The sequence below is a fragment of the Streptomyces sp. TG1A-8 genome, from assembly GCF_030499535.1.
Classification (GTDB): domain Bacteria; phylum Actinomycetota; class Actinomycetes; order Streptomycetales; family Streptomycetaceae; genus Streptomyces.
Genome location: NZ_JASTLB010000001.1, coordinates 104,045 through 124,687 on the forward strand (window position 1 = coordinate 104,045; position 20,643 = coordinate 124,687).

The 20,643-nt window shown below is 72.8% G+C and carries 1 protein-coding gene; it reads right to left on the bottom strand.

All coding sequences use genetic code 11. The annotated features are described in order from the left end of the window. Positions 1 to 20: 20 nt before the first annotated feature. The gene (locus QQY24_RS00535; RefSeq protein WP_301970684.1) at positions 21 to 20,618 is read right to left on the bottom strand and encodes a type I polyketide synthase; all 20,598 of its coding nucleotides are present in this window, start codon (positions 20,616 to 20,618) and stop codon (positions 21 to 23) included. Positions 20,619 to 20,643: the final 25 nt, after the last annotated feature.

The following is a 20,643-nucleotide window of genomic DNA, read 5'->3' on the forward strand; positions in this document are numbered from 1 at the left end:
TCCACACACTTCGATCCGGATCAGGAATTGTCATTGCCAAGGGCACTGGCCCAACGGACGAGATCGTCGACGTCCATGCTCTGGATGTGACTGATCCGGTCTGCCGCCGTCTGCTGCCGCCCCTCTTCCGCGAGTCGCAGGATCACGTCGAGCACCCCGGACGCACGCAGCTGGTCCACGGTGACGGACGCGAGGGCTTCGCGGATCTCGGAGTCCTCGGGGCCGCCGCCCGGCTCGTCGGCCGCTGCCGGGGCGAGCCCCAGCTTGTCGTAGAGGTAGCCGGCCAGGCTCGAGGCGGTCGGGTAGTCGAAGGCCAGGGTCGGCGTCAGCCGGGTGCCGACGGCGGTGGAGAGCCGATTGCGCAGTTCGACGGCCATCAGCGAGTCGAAGCCGAGACCCGTGAACGTCAGGTCCGGGTCCACCGCCGCGGGCCCGTCATAGGCGACGACCGCGGCCACGGTCGACCGCACCAGGTGCGACAGGGCCGCCCGCTGTTCCTCTTCCGGCATCCCGGCCAACCGCTCCCGGAACGACGTTGTCCCGCCCGAGCCCTCGGCCACGGCCGGGGTCCGCCGGACAGCGGGCCGCACCAGGTGCCGCAGCAGCGGCGGGATCTTGTCGCCCTGGGACGACAGGTCCAGGTGGATGGGCACCAGCACCGCCTCGTCCATGGCGGACGCGGCGTCGAACAGCGCGAGTCCGTCGGACGAGTTGATGGGCCGCACGCCGCCGCCGGTGAGCCTGGCCACCTCGCGTTCGCCGAGCCTGCCGGTCATGGCGCTGCGCTGCTCCCAGAACCCCCAGCCCAGCGACTGGGCCGGCAGGCCTGCGGCGCGTCGGCGTACGGCCAACGTGTCGAGGAAGGCGTTCGCGGCGGCGTAGTTCGCCTGACCGGCCGCGCCGAAGGTCGCCGACGCCGAGGAGAACAGCACGAACGCGGACAGCCGCAGGTCGCGGGTCAACTCGTCGAGCAGCTGCGCCGCGTCGGCCTTCGGCCGCAGCACGCGGTCGACCTGCTCGGGCGTCAGCGACGTGACCGGGGCGTCGTCGAGCACGCCGGCCGCGTGCACGACCCCGGTCAGCGGCCGGTCGGCCGGGATGGCGGCGATGACCTCGGACATCGCCGTCCGGTCGGCCGCGTCGCAGCGCGCGGCCACCACACGGGCCCCCGCCGTCGTCAGCTCCTTGACCAGCTCCGGGTCGGGCCCGGACCGTCCGATCAGCACCAGGTCGCGGACGCCGTGCCGGGTCACCAGGTGCCGCGCGGTCAGTCCGCCGAGGACACCGCCGGCGCCGGTGACGAGCACCGTGCCGTTCGGGTCCCACTTCGGCTCCCTCCCGGTCGGCGCGGCCCGCACGAGGCGGGCGGCGAGTACGGCACCGCCCCGGACCGCCACCTGCGGTTCGCCACAGGCCACGGCGGCGGACACCAGCGTGTCCGCGTCGTCGGTCACGTCCAGGTCGACCAGTACGAACTGGTCGGGGTGCTCGCTCTGCGCAGCCCTGACCAGGCCCCACACCGAAGCGTGCACCGCGTCCCGCGGGTCGGGACCGGCCGCGTTGCGAGTGACGAACACCAGACGCCGGTCGTCCTGGTCCCCGGCCAGCCACTCCTGGACCCGGGCGAGTGCACGATGCACGACGGCGTGTGCGTCGTCGTCGGGTGCGGTGAAGTCGACCACCTCATACGCCGGCACGGCGGCGCCCGTGGCGGTCACCGGGTGCCAGTCGACCCGGAACAGCGACCTCACCCGGGCGGCCTCCATCTGACCGGCCGCGACCGGGCGCATCACCAGCGATTCGATGGCCGCGACGGGGAATCCGGTGGCATCGGCCACGGTGATCGCGACTTCGTGGGAGCCGGTCGTCGTCAGCCGCACCCGCAGGCTCGTCGCGCCCGACGCGAACAAGCTCGCCTTGCCCCAGCTGAACGGCAGCCTGATGCCTGGGGCCTCGCCCGCGGACGGTCCGGCCTCGACGGCCGCCAGCCACAGGGCGTGCAGCGCCGCGTCCAGAAGGGCCGGGTGCAGGCCGAACTCCCGGGCCGAGGCGCGCTGTGTCTCGGGCAGCGTGACCTCGGCGTACACTTCGTCGCCGCGCCGCCAGGCCGCCCTGAGCCCCTGGAAGCCAGGCCCGTACTGGTACCCCTGTTCAGCGAAGCGGGCGTACAGATCAGTCGTGTCCAGCGATTCGGCCCCGGCCGGGGGCCACTGGCCGGTCAGCCCGTCCGCCGCCGCGGTGCCGGTCGCCAGCGCGCCGGTGGCGTGCCGGGTCCATTCCTGTTCGGCGGCCGTGTCCTCCTCCCGGGCGTACAGGCCGAGGGAGCGCCGTCCGGACCCGTCGGCCGCGCCCACGGACAGCTGCAGGATCAGTCCGCCGTGGTCGGGGAGGATCAGGGGTGTTTCGAGGGTGAGTTCCTCGACCGTGCCGCAGCCGAGCTGCTCGGCGGCGTGCTGCGCCAGTTCCAGGAACGCCGTCCCGGGCAGCAGCACCGTCCCGTTCACCGCGTGGTCGGCCAGCCACGGATGTGTCCGCAACGACAACCGCCCCGTGAACAGCTGCCCCTCGGCGTCGGCCAGCGCCAGCGCCGCACCCAGCAGCGGATGCCCCGCGCTGCGCAGACCCGCGGCGCTCACGTCGCCGCTCCCGACGGCCTTGACCTCCAGCCAGTACCGCTTGCGCTGGAAGGGGTAGGTCGGCAGATCCCGGTAGGCCGGCGTGCCGGCGAAGAACGGTGACCAGTCCACCTCCACACCACGGACGAACAACTCCGCCACCGACGTCAGGAAGCGGCGCATGCCGCCCTCGTCACGCCGCAACGTCCCCGACACGACGGCCCCGTCACCCAGCGCCTCGTCCACCCCCATCGTCAGGACGGGATGGGCACTGACCTCGACGAAGACGTCGTGCCCGGCAGCCGCGAGATCCCGTACGGCGGTTTCGAACCGCACCGTCTGACGCAGATTGCGGAACCAGTACCCGGCACCGAGTTCCTCCCCGGTGAGCCATTGGGTGTCCACCGTGGAGTAGAACGGCACCACGGCCGGTCGAGGAGAGATCTGCTTCAGCACCCGCAGGACCTCCTCACGGATCTCCTCCACCTGCGCCGAGTGCGAGGCGTAGTCCACGGGGATGCGCCGGGCCCGCTCGACCCGGCCCAGGATCTCCTCCAGACCGGCCGGGTCACCGGCGACAACCACGGACGAGGGGCCGTTCACGGCCGCCACCGACACACCCTCGGGCAACAGGCCGCCCACCTGCTCCACCGGAAGGGGAACCGAGACCATGCCACCCCGGCCCGCCAGCGCGGTGATCGCCCTCGAACGCAGTGCCACAACCCGCGCGCCGTCCTCCAACGACAGCGCGCCCGAGACCACGGCGGCCGCAATCTCGCCCTGAGAATGGCCCACCACGGCAGCCGGCCGCACCCCGACCGACTCCCACAATGCCGCCAGCGACACCATCACCGCCCACAGCACCGGCTGCACCACATCCACCCGGCCGAACTCACCGGAGGCCACAACCTCCGGCAACGACCAGTCCACATACGGCGCCAACGCCCGGCCGCACTCCTCAAAACGCGCGGCGAACACCGGCGAGCAGTCCAGCAGCTCCACCGCCATCCCCGCCCACTGCGAACCCTGACCGGGAAAGACGAACACCGTCTTGCCCACAGCGGAAGCGACACCCGTCACCGTGCCGGCCAACGACTCGCCCGCCACGACCGCTCCCAAAGCGGCCTCGAGCTCCACCCCGGACCCGCCGACGACCACCGCACGGTGCTCGAACACCGACCGGCCCGCCAGAGCCGCACCCACCGCGGCGCGATCCGCACCCGCCAACGACACCAACCGACCCGCCTGCGCACGCAACGCGTCCACCGAACGACCCGACACCACCCACGGCACCACGCACGACACCACAGACGACGACACCGGACCCTCAGCGTCCACGGCAGCGGACACCGGCCCCTCCACCGGGGCCTGCTCCAGGATCAGGTGAGCGTTCGTACCACTGACGCCGAACGACGACACGCCCGCGCGGCGCGGACCGTCCTCGTCGGCCCACGGCCGTTCCTCCGTCAGCAGCTCCACCTTGCCCACCGACCAGTCGACATGCGTCGACGGCTCGTCCACGTGCAGGGTCCGGGGCAGGACACCGTGCCGCATCGCCAACACCATCTTGATCACACCGGCCACACCTGAAGCGAGCTGCGTGTGACCGATGTTCGACTTGATGGAGCCGAGCCAGAGCGGTTCCTCGCGGTCCTGGCCGTAGGTGGCCAGCAATGCCTGCGCCTCGATCGGGTCACCCAGCGTGGTGCCGGTGCCGTGCGCCTCGACGGCGTGCACGTCGGACGGCTTGAGCCCGGCGTTGGCCAGTGCCTGCCGGATCACCCGCTGCTGTGCCAGGCCGTTGGGCGCGGACAGGCCGTTGGACGCGCCGTCCTGGTTGGTGGCGCTGCCCCGGATCACGGCGAGGACCTCGTGGCCGTTGCGCCGCGCGTCCGAAAGCCGCTCCAGCAGCACCATGCCGACCCCCTCGGACATGCCCATGCCGTCGGCGGCGTCGGCGAACGCCTTGCAGCGTCCGTCGGCCGCCAGGCCGCGCTGACGGCTGAAGCCGACGAATCCCTCCGGGTTGGCCATCACGGTCACGCCGCCGGCCAGGGCGAGCGAGCACTCACCCGAACGCAGCGCCTGGCTCGCCAGGTGCATCGCCACCAGCGACGACGAACACGCGGTGTCCACACTGACCGCGGGCCCCTCCAGACCGAAGGTGTACGCGATCCGTCCGGACGTCACACTGGCGGAACCGCCGGTGACCATCTGGCCCTGAAGCCCCTCCGGAATCTCGGCGTTGGCGCCGTAGCCCTGGTAGCCGGTGCCGATGAAAACGCCGGTCCGTTCGCCCCGCTGGCTCTCCGGATCGATGCCCCCCCGTTCGAACGCCTCCCAGGCGGTCTCCAGCAGCAGCCGCTGCTGCGGGTCCATGGTGATCGCCTCACGCGGGCTGATGCCGAAGAACACCGGGTCGAAGTCGCCCGCCCCGTCCAGGAAGCCGCCGTGCCGGGTGTAGGAGGTGCCGGCCTTGTCAGGATCCGGGTCGTAGAGGCCGTCCAGGTCCCACCCGCGGTCGGCCGGGAAGTCGGAGATGGCGTCGCCGCCCGCGCGCAGCAGTGTCCACAGCTCCTCCGGGGTGCTGACACCACCGGGGAACCGGCAGCTCATCGCCACCAGCGCGATCGGCTCGTCGTCGGCCGCGACCGCCACCGCCACCGGCGCCGCCGGCGCGGAGGCATCATCGGTCAGCTCCTCCCTCAGGTGGCGGGCGATGGCGTGAACGTTGGGGTGGTCGAAGACGACCGTGGTGGGCAGCCGCAGGCCGGTCGCGGCGTTCAGCCGGTTGCGCAGTTCCACGGCGGTGAGCGAGTCGAAGCCGATGTCCCTGAAGGCCCGCTTGGGATCCACCGCGTCACCCCCGGAGTGGCCGAGCACCGAGGCGACCTGATCGCGCACGAGTCCGACGAGCTCGGCCTCGGAGAGGGCCGCGGCCACCGGCGTTGCGGCCGGGCTCTCCTCCCGGGCGAGGGCAGCCACCTCCGGTATCTCATCCAGCAGCGGACGGGGACGAGTGGAGGTGAAGACCGGCGCGAAGCGCGACCAGTCGACCTCAGCGACCGCGAGGACCGTCACGTCGTCGTCCAAGGCCCGCTGAAGGGCGGAAACCGCCAGCTGCGGGTCGATGAACGGCAGGCCCTGGCGCCGGACCCGGTCCATGTCGAGGCCGCCGGGCATGGTGGAGGCATCCGCCAGGTTCGGGGTGTTCCAGATGCCCCAGGCGATGGATGTGGCCGGCACGCCGCGGCCGCGCAGGTGCTCGGCGTAGGCGTCGAGGAAGGCGTTGGCCGCGGCGTAGGCGCCGTGGTCGCCGCTGCCCCAGACACCGGCGATGGAGGAGAAGAGGATGAACGCGTCGAGATCGGGCAGCAGCTCGGCCAGGTGAACCGCGCCGGCTGCCTTGGCGTGCACGACGTCCTCGAACTCGGTCAGCGAGGTGTCGGCCAGTGACGCGATCTGGATGAGGGCCGCGGCGTGCACGACCACGCGGACCGGAGTGCCCTCCTCGGCGAGCCGCGCCACCAGGTCGGCCACCGCCGCGCGATCGGTGACGTCGCAGCCCGTGTAGTCGAGCCGGGTCCCCGCCTCGGCGAGTTCCGCGGTGAGTTCCGCGGCGCCGGGCACGTCCGCGCCACGGCGGCTAGCCAGCACCAGGTGCTCGGCGCCGGCGGCGGCCAGCCAGCGGGCGATGTACGGGCCGACGGCGCCGGTGGCCCCTGTGACCAGAACCGTGCCCTGCGGCCGCCAGGCACGCCGGGCGGGCCTGCCGTCCGGCAGCGCGCGGACGAGGCGGCGCACCAGGGTGGTGTGCGCGCGGATGGCCCACTGGTCCTCGTCGCCGCCACCGGCGAGCACCTCGCAGAGCGCGGCGGCGGACCGGTCGTCGTAGTCGGGGGGCAGGTCGGCCAGGCCGCCCCAGAACTCCGGGTGCTCCAGGCCGATGACCCGGCCGAGGCCCCACACCGCCGCCTGTGCGGGGTGCCGCAGTTCGGCGTCACCGGCCGCGGAAGTGGCGCCGTGGGTGAGGCACCACAGCGGCGCGGTCCAGCGGACGTCGTTGAGCGCCTGAGTGAGCACGGTGGTGAGGGCCAGGCCTGTGGTCAGGCCCGGGTGAGCCGGGTCCGGCCGTTCGGCCAGCGCCAGCAGCGACAGCACACCGTCCGGCTGCGGCCGGTCGCCCAGCGCTGTGGCCAGCTCCTTCCGGCCGGCCCCGACGGGGACGACGTGCTCGGCGACCTGTGCGCCGCGCTCGGTGAGCGCGCGCAGTACGCCCGTCACCCAGGCTTCCTCACGGCATCCCTCCGGGACGATCAACAGCCATCTGCCCGGCAGCGGGCGGGCAGCGGGGGTGGCCGGGCGCCAGGTGACGCGGTAGCGCCAGGAGTCCGTGGAGACCTCTGGCGAAGGCGGCGCCAGCCAGTACCGTTCGCGCTGGAACGGATAGGTAGGCAGGGCCACCTGCCGGCCGCCTGGGTACAGCGCGGCCGCGTCCACCTCCGCTCCGTGCGCCCACGCCGTACCGAGTGATGTCAGGAAGCGGCGCATGCCGCCGTCGTCGCGGCGCAGAGTGCCGACCGCCAGTACCGGGGTGCCACCGTCGCCGTGCCCGGCGGTCTCCTCGATGCCCATCGTCAGGACGGGATGGGCACTGACCTCGACGAAGACGTCGTGCCCGGCAGCCGCGAGATCCCGTACGGCGGTTTCGAACCGCACCGTCTGACGCAGATTGCGGAACCAGTACCCGGCACCGAGTTCCTCCCCGGTGAGCCATTGGGTGTCCACCGTGGAGTAGAACGGCACCACGGCCGGTCGAGGAGAGATCTGCTTCAGCACCCGCAGGACCTCCTCACGGATCTCCTCCACCTGCGCCGAGTGCGAGGCGTAGTCCACGGGGATGCGCCGGGCCCGCTCGACCCGGCCCAGGATCTCCTCCAGACCGGCCGGGTCACCGGCGACGACCACGGACGAGGGGCCGTTCACGGCCGCCACCGACACACCCTCGGGCAACAGGCCGCCCACCTGCTCCACCGGAAGGGGAACCGAGACCATGCCACCCCGGCCCGCCAGCGCGGTGATCGCCCTCGAACGCAGTGCCACAACCCGCGCGCCGTCCTCCAACGACAGCGCGCCCGAGACCACGGCGGCCGCGATCTCGCCCTGGGAATGGCCCACCACGGCAGCCGGCCGCACCCCGACCGACTCCCACAATGCCGCCAGCGACACCATCACCGCCCACAGCACCGGCTGCACCACATCCACCCGGCCGAACTCACCGGAGGCCACAACCTCCGGCAACGACCAGTCCACATACGGCGCCAACGCCCGGCCGCACTCCTCAAAACGCGCGGCGAACACCGGCGAGCAGTCCAGCAGCTCCACCGCCATCCCCGCCCACTGCGAACCCTGACCGGGAAAGACGAACACCGTCCGGCCCACACCAGCGGCGACCGGCTGGTCCAGGTCCGCCAGCCCGGCCGCCCGGTCCTGGGCGTCCCGGCCGACGACGAACGATCGGTATTCGAACGCGGTACGGCTCGCAAGGGTGTGACCGACGTCGACGGGGTTGTCGTCGACGACCGACAGCAGCCGCTCCGCCTGGGCCCGCACGGCTTGCGGTGTTTTGCCCGACAGCAGCCACGGCACGACCGTGACGGGTGGCGCGGCGGTCTCGGCGGCCGGAGGCACCGACTCGATGATCACGTGTGCGTTGGTACCGCTGATACCGAACGAGGACACACCGGCTCGACGCGGGTTGTCCCCGTCGCGCCACTCGCGGGCCTCGGTGAGCAGCTCGACTCGTCCGGCGGACCAGTCGATGTGCGGCGACGGCTCCTCCGCGTGCAGCGTCCTGGGCAGCACGTCGTGCTGCATGGCCAGCACCATCTTCATGACGCCCGCTACACCGGCGGCGGCCTGGGTGTGGCCGATGTTCGACTTCACCGAGCCCAGCCACAGCGGCCGGTCGCGGTCCTGGCCGTAGGTGGCCAGCAATGCCTGCGCCTCGATCGGATCGCCCAGCGACGTTCCCGTGCCGTGCGCCTCCACCGCGTCCACCTCGGACGGCTTGAGCCCGGCGTTGGCCAGCGCCTGCCGGATCACCCGCTGCTGCGACGGGCCGTTGGGGGCGGTCAGCCCGTTGGACGCGCCGTCCTGGTTGACCGCGCTGCCCCGGATCACCGCCAGCACCGGGTGCCCGTTGCGCCGCGCGTCCGAAAGTCGCTCCAGCAGCAGTACGCCGACGCCCTCCGACATGCCGAACCCGTCGGCGCCCGCCGCGAAGGACTTGCACCGGCCGTCCACGGCCAGGCCGCGCTGGCGGCTGAACTCCACGAACCCGCCGGGGGTGGCCATCACCATGACGCCACCCGCGAGCGCGAGGGTGCATTCGCCCGAGCGCAGCGCCTGGGAGGCCAGGTGCAGCGCGACGAGCGACGAGGAGCACGCGGTGTCGACGGTGACCGCGGGACCCTCCAGACCGAACGTGTAGGAGATCCGACCTGAGACGACGCTCGCCGAGTTGCCGGTGGCGATGTAGCCCTCACCGGCCTCCGGTGCCCCGGCGAGTAGGGAGATGTAGTCCTGGCTGTTGGTGCCGATGAAGACACCGCCGGGCGTGCCTTTGAGTGAGACGGAGTCGATGCCGGCCCGTTCGAAGGTTTCCCAGGTGGTCTCCAGCAGCAGCCGCTGCTGCGGGTCCATCGCCAGCGCCTCACGCGGCGAGATGCCGAAGAAACCGGCGTCGAACTCGCCCACGGCCTCCAGGAAGCCGCCCTCCCGCACGTACGAGGTGCCGACACGGTCGGCGTCGGCGTCGTAGAGGCGGCTGACGTTCCAGCCGCGGTCGGTGGGCAGACCGGTGATCGCGTCACCGCCCGCGGCCAGCAACTCCCACAGCTGGTCGGGGGTGCTGACTCCCCCGGGGAACCGGCAGCCCATGGCCACGATGGCGATCGGTTCGTCGGAGGCCACGACCGTCGGGGCGGCCTTCACGGTGTGGGTGCCCACCGACGAGGTGAGGAGGTGCGCCGTCAGGACCGCGGGCGTCGGGTAGTCGAAGACCAGGGTTGCCGGCAGCTTCAGGCCGGTGGCCTTCGTCAGCCGGTTGCGCAGTTCCACCGCGGTGAGCGAGTCGAAGCCCAGCTCGCGGAAGGCCTTGCCGGGTTCGACCAGGTCCGCGGACGCGTGACCGAGGACGACGGCCGCGGCACCGAGTACCAGGCCCAGGACGTGTTGCTGCCGCTCCGGCTCCGGCATGGCCGCCAGCCGGTCGCCGAAGGACGACCCGTCGGCCGGTCCGGCGGACGCCCGCCGGACCGGCGCGCGGACCAGGCCGCGCAGCACCGGAGCCAGGGTCTCCTGACGGCGCAGCGCGTCGTGGTCGACGCGGACCATGACGGGCGCCGCGAGGTCCGTCGCCAGGGCGGCGTCGAGCAGGGCGAGGCCCTGCTCGGAGGAGAGGGGGGTCATGCCGGACCGGGCCATCCGGGCGATGTCGTCGTCGTCCAGTCGCGCGGTCAGGCCGCTGCGCTCGGTCCACATCCCCCAGGCCAGCGACTGGGCAGGCAGCCCGACCGCCCGGCGGTGCTGCGCGAGCCCGTCCAGGAAGGCGTTGGCCGCCGCGTAGTTGCCCTGGCCGGGGGCGCCGAAGACGCCCGCCGCAGAGGAGAACAGCACGAAGGCCGCCAGGTCCTGGTCCCTGGTCAGTTCGTGCAGGTACGAAGCGGCGTCGGCCTTTGCGCCGAACACCCGGGCAAGGCGTTCGGGGGTGAGGTCGGCCAGGACACCGTCGTCGAGGACGCCCGCGGTGTGCACGACCGCCGTCAGCGGCCGTTCCAGAGTACCGAGTACTTCGGCCAGCGCGTCACGGTCGGAGACATCGCAGGCGAACGAGCGGACGTCGGCGCCAGGGATGTCCGGCGCGTTGCCACTGCGGCTGAGCATGACCAGATGACGGATCCCGTGCTCGGCCACGAGGTGTCGGGCGACGAGCCCGGCCAGCACGCCGCTGCCGCCCGTGACGAGGACGGCGCGGTCCGGGTCGAGCCGTCGCGGCGGGATGAGGACGAGCTTACCGACGTGCTTTGCCTGGCTGAGGAAGCGCAGCCCCTCGCGAGCGCGGCGCAGGTCCCAGCTGCGGGTCGGCAACGGCGTCAGCACGCCCTGCTCGAACAGCGCAAGCACCTCGGTCAGCATCTCGTGGATCCTGTCGGGGCCGGCGTCCATCAACTCGAACGCCCGGTAGCGCACGCCCTCGTACGCGGACGCCACCTGCTCGGGGTCGCGGAGGTCGGTTTTGCCCATCTCGATGAAGCGTCCGCCGCGGGGCATCAGGCGCAACGAGGCGTCGGTCAACTCGCCGGTGAGGGAGTTGAGGACTACGTCCACGCCCCGGCCGTCGGTCGCGGTCAGGAAGGTGCTTTCGAACTCTGCCGTCCTGGAGGAGGCCAGATGGTCGGCGGCGAGTCCCGTCGCCTCCCACTTGCCGGTGCTGGCCGTGCCGTAGACCTCGGCGCCAAGGTGCCGGGCGAGTTGCACGGCGGCCATGCCGACGCCGCCCGCTGCGGCGTGCACCAGGACGGACTCACCCGCCCTCAGACCGGCCAGGTCGACCAGTCCCCGGTAGGCGGTGAGGAAGACCACAGGCACGGCCGCGGCCTGCTCGAAGGTCCAGTCGGCGGGCATCCTGCCCAGCAGCCGCCGGTCGGTGACCGCGATCGGCCCGTAGCAGCCGGCGAACACACCGCACACCCGGTCGCCGACCGCAAGATCGGTGACGCCCGGTCCGGTCCCGGTGACGACGCCCGCCCCCTCGATGCCCAGCGGCCCGGGCTCGCCGGGGAGCAGTCCCAGGGCGTTGAGCGCGTCACGGAAGTTCATGCCGGCGGCACGGACCTCGATGCGCACCTCGCCGTCGGCGAGCGGGGCGGTCAGCTCGGGCGCCGGCAGCAGCGCCAGGTTCTCCAGCGTGCCTCGTTCCGTGGTCCCCAGCAGCCATGCGGACGTCTCGGCGGGCGGCAGCAGGATGTCCCCGGCGGAGTAGCGGGCCAGTCGCGACTGGTGTGCGACGCCCTCGCGGATCGCGAGCTGCGGTTCGCCCGTCGCTGCGGCGGCGGCCACGAGGTGGTCGGACGCCTCGTCGGAGTCGATCAGCACGAACCGGTCGGGGTGCTCCGCCTGGGCGGAGCGGACCAGACCCCACACCGCGGCGTGCGCGGGGTCCACATCCGCGCCCGGCTCGGTGGCCACGGCCATCCTGGTGCGGATGACCAGCGTTCCCTCCTCGGAAAGGGCACGCTGCAGCCGGGCGAGCACCTGGGTGGTCGCCTCGTGCGCCGTGCCGGCGTCGACCACGAAGATCTCGGGCTCCGGATGCGTACCGTCGGCCTCCAGCGGCATGACCGGCCACTGGAAGTGGTACGGCAGGTCACGGGGGCCGTGGAAGAGCAGGGGATTGAGCGGACGGACCACCAGCGAGTCGACGGTCACGACCGGAGCACCGGACTCGTCGGCGGCCGCGATGGCGATCGAGTCCGGCCCGTCCGGGCGGATCCGGACGCGCAGCACACGCGCACCGGACGCCAGCAGCGAGACCCCTCGCCAGGTGAAGGGCAGCCTTGCCTCGTCGCCGGGGAAGAACGCGCCCAGACCCGCGGCCTGGAGCGCCGCGTCCAGCAACGCGGGGTGCAGCCCGTACGCGTGGGCGTCCTCGCCCTGCTCGTGAGGGAGCGCCACCTCGGCGAACAGAGTGTCGCCGTGCCGCCAGGCAGCTCGCAGTCCGCGAAAGGCCGGACCGTAGACGAAGCCGTTGCCCGCCATGCGGTCGTAGTACCCGTCGAACTCCAACGACTCGGAGCCGACCGGGGGCCAGGTACGGGCGGTGAAGTCGGTGGCGGCCGTCGCCAGGGCGAGCGAGCCGCCCGCGTAGCGGGTCCATTCCCGGTCGGCGGGCGCGTCGTCCGCCCTGCCGTGGATCGTCAGCCGTCGGCTGCCGTCGGCGTCCGGCGCACCGACCACGACCTGGATCGCGAGTCCGCCGTGGTCGGGGAGGATCAGGGGTGTTTCGAGGGTGAGTTCCTCGACCGTGCCGCAGCCGAGCTGCTCGGCGGCGTGCTGCGCCAGTTCCAGGAACGCCGTCCCGGGCAGCAGCACCGTCCCGTTCACCGCGTGGTCGGCCAGCCACGGATGTGTCCGCAACGACAACCGCCCCGTGAACAGCTGCCCCTCGGCGTCGGCCAGCGCCAGCGCCGCACCCAGCAGCGGATGCCCCGCGCTGCGCAGACCCGCGGCGCTCACGTCGCCGCTCCCGGCGGCCTTGACCTCCAGCCAGTACCGCTTGCGCTGGAAGGGGTAGGTCGGCAGATCCCGGTAGGCCGGCGTGCCGGCGAAGAACGGTGACCAGTCCACCTCCACACCACGGACGAACAACTCCGCCACCGACGTCAGGAAGCGGCGCATGCCGCCCTCGTCACGCCGCAACGTCCCCGACACGACGGCCCCGTCACCCAGCGCCTCGTCCACCCCCATCGTCAGGACGGGATGGGCACTGACCTCGACGAAGACGTCGTGCCCGGCAGCCGCGAGATCCCGTACGGCGGTTTCGAACCGCACCGTCTGACGCAGATTGCGGAACCAGTACCCGGCACCGAGTTCCTCCCCGGTGAGCCATTGGGTGTCCACCGTGGAGTAGAACGGCACCACGGCCGGTCGAGGAGAGATCTGCTTCAGCACCCGCAGGACCTCCTCGCGGATCTCCTCCACCTGCGCCGAGTGCGAGGCGTAGTCCACGGGGATGCGCCGGGCCCGCTCGACCCGGCCCAGGATCTCCTCCAGACCGGCCGGGTCACCGGCGACAACCACGGACGAGGGGCCGTTCACGGCCGCCACCGACACACCCTCGGGCAACAGGCCGCCCACCTGCTCCACCGGAAGGGGAACCGAGACCATGCCACCCCGGCCCGCCAGCGCGGTGATCGCCCTCGAACGCAGTGCCACAACCCGCGCGCCGTCCTCCAACGACAGCGCGCCCGAGACCACGGCGGCCGCAATCTCGCCCTGAGAATGGCCCACCACGGCAGCCGGCCGCACCCCGACCGACTCCCACAATGCCGCCAGCGACACCATCACCGCCCACAGCACCGGCTGCACCACATCCACCCGGCCGAACTCACCGGAGGCCACAACCTCCGGCAACGACCAGTCCACATACGGCGCCAACGCCCGGCCGCACTCCTCAAAACGCGCGGCGAACACCGGCGAGCAGTCCAGCAGCTCCACCGCCATCCCCGCCCACTGCGAACCCTGACCGGGAAAGACGAACACCGTCTTGCCCACAGCGGAAGCGACACCCGTCACCGTGCCGGCCAACGACTCGCCCGCCACGACCGCTCCCAAAGCGGCCTCGAGCTCCACCCCGGACCCGCCGACGACCACCGCACGGTGCTCGAACACCGACCGGCCCGCCAGAGCCGCACCCACCGCGGCGCGATCCGCACCCGCCAACGACACCAACCGACCCGCCTGCGCACGCAACGCGTCCACCGAACGACCCGACACCACCCACGGCACCACGCACGACACCACAGACGACGACACCGAACCCTCAGCGTCCACGGCAGCGGACACCGGCCCCTCCACCGGGGCCTGCTCCAGGATCAGGTGGGCGTTCGTACCACTGACGCCGAACGACGACACGCCCGCGCGGCGCGGACCGTCCTCGTCGGCCCACGGCCGTTCCTCCGTCAGCAGCTCCACCTTGCCCACCGACCAGTCGACATGCGTCGACGGCTCGTCCACGTGCAGGGTCCGGGGCAGGACACCGTGCCGCATCGCCAACACCATCTTGATCACACCGGCCACACCCGCCGCCGCCTGCGTGTGACCGATGTTCGACTTCAGCGAGCCCAGCCACAGCGGCCGGTCGCGGTCCTGGCCGTAGGTGGCCAGCAATGCCTGCGCCTCGATCGGATCGCCCAGCGACGTTCCCGTGCCGTGCGCCTCCACCGCGTCCACCTCGGACGGCTTGAGCCCGGCGTTGGCCAGCGCCTGCCGGATCACCCGCTGCTGCGAGGGACCGTTCGGCGCGGACAGGCCGTTGGACGCGCCGTCCTGGTTGACCGCGCTGCCCCGCACGACGGCCAGCACCGGGTGCCCGTTGCGCCGCGCGTCCGAAAGCCGCTCCAGCAGCACCACACCGACACCCTCGCCGAAACCCGCGCCGTCCGCGGCGTCGGCGAACGCCTTGCAGCGTCCGTCGGCCGCCAGGCCGCGCTGACGGCTGAACTCGGTGAACAGGGCGGGCGTGGCCATCACGGTCACGCCGCCGGCCAGGGCGAGCGAGCACTCACCCGAACGCAGCGCCTGGCTCGCCAGGTGCATCGCCACCAGCGACGACGAACACGCGGTGTCCACACTGACCGCGGGCCCCTCCAGACCGAAGGTGTACGCGATCCGTCCGGACAGGACGCTCGGCGAGGTGCCTGTGCCGAGAAAGCCCTCGACCTCCTCGGGCACCTCGGTGAGACGCGCCGCGTAGTCCTGGTACATCACTCCGGCGAACACACCGGTGGCGCTGCCCTTGAGGTCCTGAGGCCGGATGCCCGCGCGTTCGAACGCCTCCCAGGATGTCTCCAGCAGCAGCCGCTGCTGCGGGTCCATCGCCAGCGCCTCACGCGGCGAGATCCCGAAGAAACCCGGATCGAAGTCGCCCGCGGCGGTGAGGAAACCTCCTTCGCGGGCGTACGAGGTACCGCGGCGGGTGCCCTCCGGGTCGTAGAGGCCGTCCAGGTCCCAGCCGCGGTCGGCGGGGAAGGCGGCGATGGCGTCCCCGCCGGCCGCAACCAGGTCCCACAGGTCCTCGGGAGAACGGACGTCTCCGGGGAAGCGGCAGCCGATGGAGACGATCGCGATCGGTTCGTCGACGGTGACCGACCGGACCGCCGTCGTGGGAGCCGCATCCCGCCCCTCGCCCAGCTCGGCGAGCAGGTGTTCGGCGAGCGCGAGCGGGGTCGGGTAGTCGAAGACGAGCGTCGCCGGGAGCTTGAGGCCGGTGACCGCGTTGAGCCGGTTCCGCAGCTGGACCGAGGCGAGCGAGTCGAAGCCAAGGTCGCGGAAGGCCCTGCTGCCGTCGATGACGTCGGCGGAGGTGTGGCCGAGGACCGTGGCCACACGAGTGCGGACGACGTCGACCACGGCGCCGAGGCGGTCGCCCGCGGGCAGGGCGGCGAGCTGCCCGGCCAGTGAGGTCATGTCCTCCCGGGGCTCCGCCGCGACGGCCCTGCGGGCCGGACCGCGGACCAGACCCCGCAGCAACGTCGGTACCGGGTCGGACGAGGCACGCACCACCTGCAGGTCCAGCCGCATCAGGACGAGCAGCGGGTCCGGCGCGGCCAGCGCGCGGTCGAACAGCTCCAGGCCCTGCTCGATGGTGAGCGGCGGAATGCCGGAGCTCGCGATGCGGCGCAGATCGGCCTCGTCGAGGTGCGCGGTCATCGCGCTGGCCTGCTCCCACAGGGACCAGGCGAGGGACTGCGCGGGCAGGCCCAGGGCACGCCGGTGCCGGGCCAGCGCGTCGAGGAAGGCATTGGCGGCGGCGTAGTTGGCCTGGCCCGGGCCGCCGAAGACACCCGCGGCGGAGGAGAAGAGGACGAACGCGGACAGGTCGAGGTCGCGGGTCAGTTCATGCAGGTTGACCGCGGCGTCCGCCTTGGGCCGCAGGACGGTGTCGATCCGTTCCGGGGTCTGGGAGGTGACGACTCCGTCGTCGAGTGCGCCGGCCGCGTGGATGACGGCGCACAACGACCGGCGCAGGCTGTCGATCACCGCGGCGAGGGCGTCCCGGTCGGCGGCGTCGCAGGCCACCAAGTCGACCTCGGCGCCGAGGCCGGTGAGCTCCGCCTGCAGCTCCGGGGCGTGTCCGGTGCGGCTGAGCAGGACGAGGTGGCGTACGCCGTACCGGGTGACGAGGTGCCGGGCGAGGTGGGAGCCGAGGAGGCCGGTGCCACCGGTGATCAGCACGGTGCCGTCGAGCGCGGGCGGCCGGCCGTCGGACCGGACGCGCTCCAGACGGGGGGCGAGTACACGGGCCCCGCGCACCGCGAGCTGATCCTCGCCGGTGACGAGCGGTACCTCGCCGTCGGTGTCCACCAGCACGAAGCGGCCGGGGTGTTCCGACTGGGCGGACCTGACGAGGCCCCAGACGGCGGCGCCCGCCAGGTCGGTGACATCCTCCGCATCCGTGCAGGACACCGCTCCGGTAGTGACGAACGCCAGCTGTCCCGGCTGGTCGTCCGCGAGCCACCGCTGCACCTGCGCGAGCGCGTGGTTCAGCGCGGCCCGGACGTCGCCACCGGGCCGGATCCGCACGGTCTCGACCGGCTCGGCGGCACCGGGCTTGGCGGACACGGGGCTCCAGGTCGGCCGGAACACCGCGTCGGCCCCCGCGACGCGGACCGCGTCGTCGGCGGGCGGACGCAGCGCCAACGACTCCACCGAGGCCACGGGCCGGCCGGCGGGGTCGGCGACGTGGACGGAGACGGCGTCCTGCCCGGCAGGGGCGATCCGGACGCGCAGGGCGGTGGCGCCCTGGGCGTGCAGGGACATGCCGGTCCAGGAGAACGGCAGCCGGGCCTCGGCGGCGTCGGCGAGTCCGGTGACGTGCAGCGCCGCGTCGAGCAGCGCGGGGTGCAGGCCGAAGTGCCGGGCCTGGCCGTGCTGGTCGTCGGGGAGCGCCACCTCGGCGAAGAGTTCGTCGTCGCGGCGCCAGGCCGCTCGCAGCCCTTGGAACGCCGGACCGTAGCCGAAGCCGGCTGCGGCGTAGCGGTCGTACATGTCGGCGGTGTCGAGCGCGGTGGCGCCCCGCGGCGGCCAGACGGTGAGGTCGGCGGCGGGGGCGACGGGCGCGGCGGAGAGGGTGCCGCTGGCGTGGCGCGTCCACTCGTCGGTGCCGTCGGGGGCCGCGTGCAGGGTCACCGTGCGACGGCCGTCCCGGTCCGAAGCTCCGACGGCGAGCTGGATGACGACGGATCCGCTCTCGGGCAGCACGAGCGGGGCCTCCAGCAGGAGTTCCTCGATCCGCTCGCAGCCCACCTGATCACCGGCGCGGCCGGCCAGCTCCAGGAACGCCGTGCCGGGCAGCAGGATCGCGTCCCGCACCGTGTGATCGGCGAGCCAGGGGTGGGTGCGGACGGAGAGGCGTCCGGTGAGCAGGGCGCCCTCGGCGTCGGCCAGCGCGACGACCGCGCCGAGCAGCGGGTGCTCGGCGGAGCCGAGTCCGGCCGCGGTCACGTCACCCTGGTGGCCGGTGTGGTCCTCCAGCCAGTAGTGATCCCGCTGGAACGGGTAGGTGGGCAGGTCGATCCGGCGGCCTCCGGGGAACAGGGCGCCGAGGTCGACGGGAACACCGGCGACGTGGAGCTCGGCCAGGGAGAGCAGGAACCGGTCCAGGCCGCCCGCCTCCCGGTGAAGCGTGCCGACCACGGTCCCGCCGACCGTCTCCTCGACCGCGGCGGCCAGCACGGGGTGCGGGCTGACCTCGACGAAGACGTCATGGCCCGCGGCCCCGAGCGTCCGGACGGTGGTCTCCAACTCGACTGTCTGCCGCAGGTTGCGGTACCAGTACTCGGCGTCGAGCACGGCGGTGTCCAGCAGGCCGCCGGTCACCGTGGAGTAGAAGGGGATCTCGGCGCTGCGCGGGCTCAGCCCCGCGAGGGTGCTGAGCAGCTCCCCGCGGATCTCCTCCACCTGGGCGGAGTGCGAGGCGTAGTCGACGGGGACGCGGCGGACGCGCACGTCGTCCCAGCCCTCGAGCGCGTCGAGCGCGGCTGGGTCGCCGGCGACCACGACGGACGAGGGGCCGTTGACGGCGGCGATGGACAGGCCGGGACCGATCCGGCGCCGGGCCTCCTCCGCGGAGAGAGCGACCGAGGCCATGCCGCCGCGGTTCGCAAGGGCGCTCAGCGCCTTGCTGCGCAGGGCGACGACGCGCGCGCCGTCCTCCAGCGTCAGCGCACCGGCCACCACGGCCGCGGCGATCTCGCCCTGCGAGTGGCCGACGACGGCGTCCGGCCGGACCCCGGCGGACTGCCACAGGGCGGCGAGGGAGACCATCACGGCGAACAGCACCGGCTGGACGACGTCGACCCGGTCGAAGTCGCCGGAGCGCAGCACGTCCTCCAGGGACCAGTCCACGTGCGGGGCGAGTGCCTCGGCGCACTGGGCGATCCGGTCGGCGAACACGGGTGAGGCGTCGAGGAGGTCCACCGCCATACCCGCCCACTGGGCGCCCTGGCCCGGGAAGACGAAGACCAGGTCGCGGGTGGGCCGGGCGGTGCCCCGGACCAGGCCGGGGTGCTCCTCGTCGCGCTCCAGGGCCGCGAGCGCGCCGACAAGGTCGCCGATTGCGACGGCGCGGTGTTCCAGCGCGGCTCGGGTGGTGACGAGGGAGTGGCCGACATCGAGTGGATCGAGGCCGGTGAGGGCGCGCAACTGCCGCGCCTGGTCGCGCAGCGCCCCTGCGCTGCGGGCGGACAGCGCCCAGGGCACGACGGCCGGAGCGGTCACTGTGGCGGACGCGGTGTCGGTGCCCAGGTCGGCTCGGGTCTCCTCCGGGTCCTCGGGGGCCGGAGCCTGTTCCAGGATGACGTGGCTGTTGGTGCCGCTGACTCCGAAGGAGGAGACAGCGGCACGGCGGACCCGGTCCACCGCGGGCCAGGGGAGCAGTTCGGTGGCCAGCCGGACCGTTCCGGACTCCCAGTCGACCTGGGGCGTGGGACGGCCGGCGTTCAGGGTGGGAGGCACCTGCCCCCGCTGCATGGCCTGCACCATCTTGATGATTCCGCCGACGCCCGCGGCGGCCTGGGTGTGGCCGATGTTCGACTTCAGCGAGCCCAGCAGCAGCGGCTGGTCCGGGGTGTGCGCGCGCCCGTAGGTGGCGAGCAGCGCCTGCGCCTCGATCGGGTCGCCGAGCGGCGTACCGGTGCCGTGCGCCTCGACGACGTCGACGTCGGCGGGGTTCAGCCGGGCGTCGGCCAGCGCCTTGCGGATGACCCGCTGCTGGGCGGGTCCGTTGGGGGCGGTGAGCCGGCTGCTGGCACCGTCCTGGTTGACGGCGGTGCCGCGCACCAGCGCGAGCACCGGGTGCCCGTTGCGCTGGGCGTCCGACAGCCGTTCCAGCAGGAGCATGCCCACGCCTTCGCCCCAGCCCGTGCCGTCGGCATCGGCGGCGAACGACTTGCATCGGCCGTCCCTGGCCAGGCCCCGCTGCCTGCTCATTTCGGTGAACGCGACGGGGGTCGCCATCACCATGGCACCGCCGGCCAGGGCGAGCGTGCACTCCCCGGCGCGCAGGGCGTGGGCCGCCAGGTGCAGCGCGACCAGTGAAGACGAACAGGCGGTGTCCACGCTGACCGCGGGGCCCTCGAAGCCGAAGACGTACGAGATGCGGCCGGAGGCGACACTGTCGGAGTTGCCTCCGGCCAGGAAGCCCTCGACCTCCTCGGGCACGTGGCGCAGGCGGGAGCCGTAGTCCTGGTACTGGATACCAGCGAAGACGCCGACCTGCGCGCCGCGCTGGGCCTGCGGGTCGATGCCGGCCCGCTCGAACGCCTCCCAGGTGGTCTCCAGCAGCAGCCGTTGCTGCGGGTCCATCGCGAGCGCCTCGTGCGGCGAGATACCGAAGAACTGCGGCTCGAAGCCCGCGATCGAGTCGAGGAAGCCGCCCTCACGGGCGTAGCTGCTGTCCGCCCGGACGCCTTCCGGGTCGTACAGGCGCTCCAGGTCCCAGCCGCGGTCCGACGGGAACGGTGTGATGGCGTCCGTGCCCGAGGCGACCATGCGCCACAGGTCCTCGGGGCTGTTCACGCCGCCCGGGTAGCGGCAGGCCATGCCCACGATGGCGATGGGCTCGGTGTCCCTGGCCTCGAGCTTGGCCAGCCGCTGACGCGTGCGGTGCAGATCGCTCGTGACCCGCTTCAGGTAGGTGCGGAGCTTGTCGTCGTTCACTGCTGTCCCTCTACCTTGGTGGGCG